This window comes from Hyphomonas sp. (assembly GCF_040882205.1).
Taxonomy (GTDB): Bacteria; Pseudomonadota; Alphaproteobacteria; order Caulobacterales; family Hyphomonadaceae; genus Hyphomonas.
This window is the reverse complement of the sequence record NZ_JBBEBT010000037.1, coordinates 1-7,848: the sequence shown is the minus strand read 5'-3', so window position 1 is coordinate 7,848 and position 7,848 is coordinate 1. Positions and strand designations below refer to the sequence as shown.

The 7,848-nt window shown below is 63.8% G+C and carries 7 protein-coding genes and 1 pseudogene; 5 read left to right on the top strand and 3 right to left on the bottom strand.

Annotated features, from left to right (window positions below):
- On the top strand, positions 1-990 hold a 990-nt coding region (locus tag WEA77_RS02060), incomplete at its 5' end, for an ATP-binding cassette domain-containing protein (RefSeq protein WP_368066212.1).
- Between the two features lie 156 nt (positions 991-1,146).
- Positions 1,147-2,763 (top strand): amidase, encoded by a 1,617-nt coding sequence (locus WEA77_RS02055; RefSeq protein WP_368066211.1) that lies wholly within the window; start codon positions 1,147-1,149, stop codon positions 2,761-2,763.
- A gap of 212 nt (positions 2,764-2,975) precedes the next feature.
- On the opposite strand, the gene WEA77_RS02050 is transcribed toward WEA77_RS02055, so the two are convergent.
- Entirely contained in the window at positions 2,976-3,794 is an 819-nt protein-coding gene (locus WEA77_RS02050) for an SDR family NAD(P)-dependent oxidoreductase (protein ID WP_368066210.1), read from the bottom strand.
- Positions 3,795-3,963: 169 nt separating this feature from the next.
- Between WEA77_RS02050 and rpsD the strand changes: the two genes are divergently transcribed.
- The 3 genes and pseudogenes from rpsD to WEA77_RS02035 all read left to right on the top strand — a co-directional run.
- Positions 3,964-4,581 (top strand): 30S ribosomal protein S4, encoded by a 618-nt coding sequence (gene rpsD, locus WEA77_RS02045; protein WP_368066209.1) that lies wholly within the window; start codon positions 3,964-3,966, stop codon positions 4,579-4,581.
- 75 nt (positions 4,582-4,656) lie between these two features.
- Entirely contained in the window at positions 4,657-5,502 is an 846-nt protein-coding gene (locus WEA77_RS02040; protein ID WP_368066208.1) for a PPK2 family polyphosphate kinase, read from the top strand.
- Positions 5,503-5,531: 29 nt separating this feature from the next.
- Positions 5,532-5,983: pseudogene (locus WEA77_RS02035) on the top strand (DJ-1/PfpI family protein); the annotation flags it as partial.
- On the opposite strand, the gene rimO reads toward WEA77_RS02035, so the two are convergent.
- A complete protein-coding gene (gene rimO, locus WEA77_RS02030; RefSeq protein WP_368066207.1) occupies positions 5,965-7,323 on the bottom strand; it encodes a 30S ribosomal protein S12 methylthiotransferase RimO in 1,359 nt (452 codons plus the stop codon). The pseudogene WEA77_RS02035 and the gene rimO overlap by 19 nt on opposite strands.
- Before the next feature lie 58 nt (positions 7,324-7,381).
- Positions 7,382-7,780, bottom strand: coding sequence for a hypothetical protein (locus WEA77_RS02025; RefSeq protein WP_368066206.1), 399 nt, complete (start codon positions 7,778-7,780; stop codon positions 7,382-7,384).
- Between the last annotated feature and the right edge of the window lie 68 nt (positions 7,781-7,848).

Below are 7,848 nucleotides of genomic sequence, written 5' to 3'. Positions count from 1 at the left end.
AACTGGATCCTCGAACTCGACCGCGGCCGCGGCAACCCGTTCCAGAGCAACTATTCCGGCTGGGTCGAACAGAAGGCCAAACGCATGAAGCAGGAAGCGCGCGACGATGTCGGCCGCAAGCGCACCCTCGCCAAGGAACTTGAATGGGTTCGCTCAGGCCAGAAGGCGCGTCAGGCAAAATCCAAGGCCCGTATCAACGCCTACGAGAAGATGGCGTCCGAGGCCGAGCGCGAGCAGGTCATGACCTCGCAGATCCGCATTCCGCCCGGCCCGCGTCTCGGCGGCGTCGTTCTGGAAGCCGAAGGCCTCTCCAAGGCGTTCGGCGACAATGTGCTGATCGACAATCTCTCCTTCAAGCTGCCCCCGGGCGGCATTGTCGGCGTCATCGGCCCGAACGGCGCCGGTAAGTCCACGCTGTTCAAGATGATCCTCGGCCAGGAGAAGCCGGACTCTGGCGCCATGCGCGTCGGCGAAACTGTCAAGATCGGCTATGTCGACCAGAGCCGGGACAAGCTAGACCCCAACAAAAACGTCTGGGAAGAAATCTCCGGCGGCACGGATGTCATCGACCTCGGCGGCGTTACGGTCATGTCGCGCGCCTATGTCGGAGCCTTCAACTTCAAGGGTACCGACCAGCAGAAAAAAGTCGGCATCCTCTCCGGCGGTGAGCGCAACCGCGTCCACCTCGCCAAGATGCTTAAGGGTAGCCACAATCTGCTCCTGCTTGACGAGCCGACCAACGACCTCGACGTGGAAACCCTGCAGGCCCTCGAAGAAGGCCTCGACAATTTCCCCGGCTGCGTCGTGGTCATCTCGCACGATCGCTGGTTCCTGGACCGCATGGCCACCCACATCCTTGCCTTCGAGGGCGACAGCCATGTCGAATGGTTCGAGGGCGATTTCACCTCCTACCTCGAAGACAAGAAACGCCGCCTCGGCGAAGACGCGGTCAACCCGAAACGCCTCAAGTTCAAGAAGTTCGCCCGATAGGTTCTGTCCCGGGCAGAGGCTGCGCAACGGCCGATTGACCCGGGACCTTCCCGCCTCCAATCTACTCGCCCCGCGAAGATCGGGGTTTCATGCCACTTGTCACTCGCTGTGTTACGACTAACGTCTCCTGGTCACAGACATCGGGGACCCCGCGTCATGGATTACAAACTCACTGGCGCACTCAGCGCGCTTGCCCTCGCAGCCTGCACAACCCCCGTGCCAGCGCCGCCTTTACTCACGCCCGCCGCTGAACAGCCGCCTGCCGCCAGCTACGAAGTAACCGGCTGGCCCGCCAGTTCATTACCCGAAATCGCCGCCGCCCTGGCGAGCGGCGAGGTCACATCCGTTGAGCTCACGAACGCCTACCTTGGCCGCATCGCCGCCATCGACCGCGCCGGCCCGCGCCTGCAATCGATCCTCTTCGTGAACCCGGACGCCCTCGCGCAGGCCGGCGCCAGCGACGCGCGCCGGGCGGCCGGTGCACCCCTCGGGCCCCTCGACGGTGTCGCGATCCTCCTCAAGGACAACATCGAAACCCTCGATCCGATGGCGACCACTGCCGGCTCACTCGCGCTCAAAGACAATATCACCGGCCGCGACAGCCCGCTCGCCGCGTCCCTGCGCGCTGAAGGCGCCGTCATCCTCGGCAAGACCAATCTCAGCCAATGGGCGAACTTCCGGTCCAACTTTTCACTCAGCGGATGGTCCTCCGTAGGCGGACAGGTTCGCAATCCGTACATGCTGGACCGCAACCCCTGCGGCTCCAGCTCCGGTACCGGCGCCGCCATTGCCGCCTCGCTCGCAGCGGGCGGCGTCGGCACCGAAACCAACGGCTCGATTATCTGCCCGTCCAATGTCAACGGCCTCGTCGGCTTCAAGCCTACCGTCGGCCTCATCCCGCAGGGGGGCATTGTCCCTATCTCACCGAGCCAGGATACCGCAGGCCCGATGACCACCACCGTCCTCGGCGCCGCCTTGCTGATGAACGCAATGGACGCCGGTGACGCCGACTATACCGCCGCCCTCACGCCGGAGGCGCTCAAGGGCGTTCGCGTCGGGGTCCTGCGCGCCGCGCAGGGCTCGAACCCGGACATAATTTCGCATTTCAATGGCGCGCTCGAAGTCCTGAGAGGGCAGGGCGCCGAACTCATCGAGATCGAAGCCTTTGAGCCGCCGGAAGGCTTCTGGGCCGCCTCGCTGCTCGTCCTCGAATATGAGTTCAAGGCCAGCCTCAACGAATACCTGGCAGGCGCTGCGCCCGGCGTGACCGCCCGCACACTGGCAGACATCATCGCCTTCAACACGGCAAACGCGGAAGCGGAACTTGCCCTCTTCGGCCAGGATATCCTCGAGGAGTCCGACGCGCTTGGTCCGCTCACAGATGAAGCCTACACGAAGGCGCTCGCCCTCGTCCAATCTGCCACGCGCGAAAATGGAATCGACAAGCTGCTCGCTGATCACGGCACCTCCGTCCTCGTCTCGCCCTCAGGCCCGGTCGCGCCGCGCATCGATCCCGTCAACGGCGATGTCTGGCCAGAATGGGCCGGCGCCGGCTGGGCCGCCGCCATCGCAGGCTATCCGAACCTCACCGTCCCTATGGGCGACGTGCACGGCATTCCGATCGGCCTCTCCTTCATGGGCGGTAAGAACACCGACGCCGCGATCTTTGCCTACGGCTATGCCTACGAACAGGCCAGCGGCATCCGCCTCACCCCGAAGTTCCTGAACTCCGCCGAAGACCGCCCGGAACTGAAAGCCGCCATGCAGAAGTGAGATTTCGGGGCATAAGAACAGACTAACGCCTGCATCCAGCCCCCCAAACCAACTCGTCCAGCTTGTCATCCCGGCGAAAGCCGGACCCATAACTTCAAGCAAAAGAAACCCTTGCGGGCCGACTTTCGCGGGTATGGCGCCGATACGGTAAAACCGAAGGCACCCGGCACCGGCCGCTCCCTCACTGCGCGCCCGGGCTTCGATGCTGCGCGCTACCGCGCCGTCAGGCCGCCATCCACCACATGCTCCTGTCCGGTCGAGAAGCTGGAAGCGTCCGAGGCCAGGAACAGGATCAGTTCCGCTACTTCCTCCGGCCGCCCCGCGCGGCCCATCGGCGTGCCGCCGAGCGCCACGATATTCGGGTCAAGCGCGTTGCCGCCGCTATGGGCCGTCAGGGCGCTCACCTGTTCTGCGTTCATTGTCTCGGTGACGCGGGTGATTTCCTTCTGCCAGATCGGCGTGTCGATGATCCCGGGATGGACCGAGTTCACCCGGATCTTGAGGCCGAGCGCCCCGCACTCGACCGCCGCCGCCTTGGTGAAGAGGCGGACCGCGCCCTTGGACGCGCAATAGGCTGCCACCCCCGGCGAGCCGCGCAGCCCCGCCACCGAAGAAAGGTTGATGATCGACCCGCCGCCGGTCTTCATCGCACGCATGGCCGCCCGTGTGCCGAGGAACACGGAGTCGGTATTGACAGCCATCTGACGCTGCCAGTCGGCCAGCGAATAGTCCATCAGAGCTCCGGCAATTGCGATGCCGGCGTTGTTGACAAGCACGTTGGGGGTGCCGAACAGGCTCGTCGTTTCCGCAAAAATGGTATCCCAGCGCGCCTCGTCGGTCACGTCCTGTGCCGCAACGGCAACCGTGCCGCCGGCCCTCGCAATGATCGCCTCGGTCTTTTTCAGGCCCGCCTCGTCCACATCCGTGGCCATCACCTTGGCCCCCTCCCGGGCGAGCGCGATGGCCGCAGACCGCCCGATTCCGCTGGCGGCGCCTGTAACTATGGCGATTTTGCCGTTAACCTGTCCCATGTATTCCTCCCTTTTATGAGGGGTACACTAGCAGTCCCCGCGCTTGACGCGAGCGTCAGATTGGTGTTTTACCCGCGACTTCATGACGGGGTGGTGCGGAGCCGCCGTTGTAATCGTGGGCTCGAACGAGCTGAGCCCACCGGCCCGCGCTGAAAATTGAGGTACTACCATGTCACGTCGCCATAGCGCGAAGTACAAGATCGATCGACGGGTCGGCGAAAATATCTGGGGCCGCCCCAAGTCTCCCTTCAACAAGCGCGCCTATAAGCCCGGCCAGCACGGCCAGAACCGCCGCAACAAGGTCTCCGACTTTGGTATGCAGCTGATGGCGAAGCAGAAGCTGAAGGGCTACTACGGCGACATCACCGAGAAGCAGTTCTCGAAAATCTACGAAGACGCCGCCAAGATGAAGGGCAACTCGGCCGAGAACCTGATCGGTATCCTCGAGTCGCGTCTCGACACCATTGTCTACCGCGCCAAGTTCGTCCCGACGATCTTCGCCGCACGCCAGTTCGTCAACCATGGCCACGTCACCGTGAACGGCAAGCGCTGCAATATCGGTTCCGCCCGCCTGAAGCCGGGTGACGTTGTCCAGGTCCGCGAGAAGTCGCGCAACCTCGCCCTCGTCCTCGAAGCCCTCGGCAGCGGCGAGCGCGACATTCCGGACTATGTGGAAGTCGACCCGAAAGCGATGACCGCCGGGTTCAAGCGCATTCCGGTTCTCTCCGATGTGCCCTACCCGGTGAAGATGGAACCGGCCCAGGTGGTCGAGTTCTACTCCTCGTAAGCCATCTGAATTCCTTGAAGTTTCGGGAAGGCCGCGCCAGACTGGTGCGGCCTTTTCATTTCAGGATACCGCGCCATGGCCATTCCCTCGATTGCCGCTGTCCGCAAGGCGCTCATCGCGCCGCCCGGCAAGCCGTTTGACCTGTCGAAGCGGGACACGTCCGGCCGGGAAGTGTTCACCGACAAGGTCGAAGCCGGGACCAGCCTCAAGAAGGACGCCGCCGTCATCAACGAGCTGAAAGACATGCTCTATGCCGAGGGCAAGCGCTCGCTGCTGGTGATCCTCCAGGGCATGGACACGTCTGGCAAGTCTGGGACCATCAAGTCGGTCTTCTCGGACACGACCCCGCTCGGCATGGAAGTGAAAGCCTTCAAGGCCCCCAGCAGCGAGGAACTCGCGCGCGACTATCTCTGGCGCGTCCACAATGCCGTGCCCCGGCGCGGCCATGTCGGAATTTTCGACCGGTCGCAGTATGAAGACGTGCTCGTGGTGCGCGTGCGTGGTTTCGCGCCGCTGGACGAGATCGAGGCGCGCTACGAGCAGATCAATGCCTTCGAGAAACATCTCGGCGAAAACGGCACCAAGGTGGTGAAGTTCATGCTCAACATCGGTTACGAGGAGCAGGGCGTCCGCCTGAAGGAGCGCCTAAAGGAAGTCCACAAGCTCTGGAAGTTCAATCCCGGCGATCTGGATGACCGTTCAAGGTGGGCGGAGTTCATGGCAGCCTACCAGCTGGCGGTCAGCCGCTGCTCGACGCGCCATTCGCCCTGGTATGTGGTCCCGTCCGACAGCCGCACGCGGCGCAATGCGGCCATCGCCCGGATCGTGCGCGGCGCAATGGAAGACATGGAGCTGAAATGGAGAGACCCGGGCCTGAAGCCCGAGTCTTTTGATTTTGGCGAAGGCCGGATCAGCTCTTAAACTGCACCGAGCCGCCGCTGGATGAGGCCTTCGTGGGCCAGGTGCGCCGCCTGGCGCCAGGCGCGAAGTCCGTAACCTCCGTATGCACCGGTTCACTGAACCTGGGCGCAGCGGGCCTGTTGCAGGCCAAGCGCGCGGCCTGCCACTGGGCCTGGCGCGGACTGCTGACGGAGTCCGGCGCGGTCCCCGACCCTGCGCGCATCGTCGTGACGGGAATATCTTCACAGGCGGCGGCGTGACGGCGGGTATCGACTTTGCCTTCACCCTGCTCGCCGAAATCGCAGGGGAGGGATATGCCAAGGCGCTGACCCTCGGCGCCGAGTATTCGCCGGCGCCGCCTTACGGATGCGGGCGGCCGGAACTGGCAGATCACGACGCGCTGGCGCGCACGTCCGCCAACATGGATAAGTCCATGGCCCTGCGTATGGCTGAAGTGAAGGAAGCCGGCACGCGGCTTAACCGCTACGCTGTCTCACCGTAAAGGTCGTAATCGTCTGCGCCAGTAATCTTTGTACGGACGATATCGCCTGACTTCAGTTGGCGCTTGGCCGTGACGTAGACCACAGCGTCAACTTCCGGCGCATCTGCCTTTGAGCGGCCGATCCAGCCGCCGGGGGACTGGTCGTCCTCGCCGTCGATGATGATGTCGAGCTTCTTGCCGACCTGCGCGGCGGCGCGCGCGGCCGAAACTTCCGCCTGCGTCGCCATGAAGCGGTGCCAGCGATCTTCCTTCACATCCTCGGGGACGTGGTTCTCCAGCTTACCGCTTTCGGCGTGCGCGACGTTTTCATACTTGAAACAGCCCGCGCGGTCGATTTTGGCCTCGCAGATGAAGTCCAGCAGGACCTGGAAGTCTTCTTCCGTCTCGCCAGGGAAGCCTACGATGAAGGTCGAGCGGATCGCGAGGTCCGGCACATCGGCGCGCCAGCGCGCGATCCGGTCCAGCACCTTGGTCTGGTTGCCGGGGCGTTTCATCGCCTTGAGAACCGGAGCGGAGGCGTGCTGGAAGGGAATATCGAGATAGGGCGTGATCAGGCCCTCAGCCATAAGCGGGATGATGTTGTCAACGTGCGGGTACGGATAAACATAGTGCATCCGCGCCCAAACGCCGAGACTGCCGAGACCCTTCGCCAGATCGAGGAAACGCGTTTCGTATTCCGCGCCGCGCCATGTCTCCGGCTTGTACTTGATATCCAGTCCGTAAGCGGACGTATCCTGGCTGATGACGAGCAGTTCCTTGACGCCGGCGGCGACGAGCTTCTCCGCCTCCATCAACACATGGTGGATGGGGCGCGAGGCAAGGTCGCCGCGCAGTTTCGGGATGATGCAGAAGGAGCAGCGGTTGTTGCAGCCTTCTGAAATCTTTAGATAGGCATAGTGGCGCGGCGTGAGGCGCAGGCCGCTTTCGGGCACGAGATCGAGGTGCGGATTGTGGGGCGGCGTCAGATGCGTGTGCACCGCGTCCATCACCGCTTCATACTGGTGCGGGCCGGTGACGGCGAGCACCTTGGGATGGGCACGCTGGATCACGTCCGGTTCGGCGCCGAGACAACCGGTGACGATGACCTTGCCATTCGCTTCGATCGCCTCGCCGATCGCCGCGAGGCTCTCGTCGCGCGCTGAATCGAGGAAGCCGCATGTGTTCACCAGCACAAGGTCCGCGCCCGCATAGTCCGGCGCGATCTGGTAGCCTTCGGCGCGAAGGCGCGTGATGATGCGTTCGGAATCAACCAGCGCCTTCGGGCAGCCGAGCGAGACGATGCCGACTTTCGGCGTCTTGGCGCCCTTGATCGGGGCGGGAGCGAGGGGCGTGGTGGTCATCCGCGCCCTGCTACTCTGAAACTGCGGCGGAGAAAAGCGCCGGCCTGAGTCTCTGCAGTCAGGGCTTGCGGCCATTCCGTTTGAGGATGTCCGCCATACGGGCGTTCATCAGGCTCGCCATGACGTCAGGCGATTGCGAACTCGAGTTATCCGGCACGGCGCGGACCATGGGCTGCGCCGTGCCGAGGAGGTTTCCCATCTTGCCGGAGAATTTTGCGAAGATGGTGGCGGCGCCCCCGGCGGTGAGGCGCACACTGGTGCTGGTGGGGCCGCCGGGTGAGACGGTGACGGGCATCATCCACCCCATTCCGGTATGGGAGGCGGAGAACCCGGTCTGTTCAGCCCCGTCGCCGCCCCGGGCATGTATGTCGGTGACGGTTTGGAAAATGGCTTCAGCGACGGCGCTGCTGCTGCCGCCGTAGGGGCCGCTGGCGGTGACGGTGATGCGATGACCCATGCGGGAACGCCTCCGCCCTTCCAAGCAGAGGCATGGTTTAAACGGAAACCGGATCACGGGGACGGGAA

Excerpts from the sequence above, each read along its gene's own strand:
- WEA77_RS02055 (WP_368066211.1), top strand. The coding sequence starts at position 1,147 with ATGGATTACAAACTCACTGGCGCACTCAGCGCGCTTGCCCTCGCAGCC.
- WEA77_RS02050 (WP_368066210.1), bottom strand. The coding sequence starts at position 3,794 with ATGGGACAGGTTAACGGCAAAATCGCCATAGTTACAGGCGCCGCCAGC.
- rpsD (WP_368066209.1), top strand. The coding sequence starts at position 3,964 with ATGTCACGTCGCCATAGCGCGAAGTACAAGATCGATCGACGGGTCGGC.
- WEA77_RS02040 (WP_368066208.1), top strand. The coding sequence starts at position 4,657 with ATGGCCATTCCCTCGATTGCCGCTGTCCGCAAGGCGCTCATCGCGCCG.
- rimO (WP_368066207.1), bottom strand. The coding sequence starts at position 7,323 with ATGACCACCACGCCCCTCGCTCCCGCCCCGATCAAGGGCGCCAAGACG.
- WEA77_RS02025 (WP_368066206.1), bottom strand. The coding sequence starts at position 7,780 with ATGGGTCATCGCATCACCGTCACCGCCAGCGGCCCCTACGGCGGCAGC.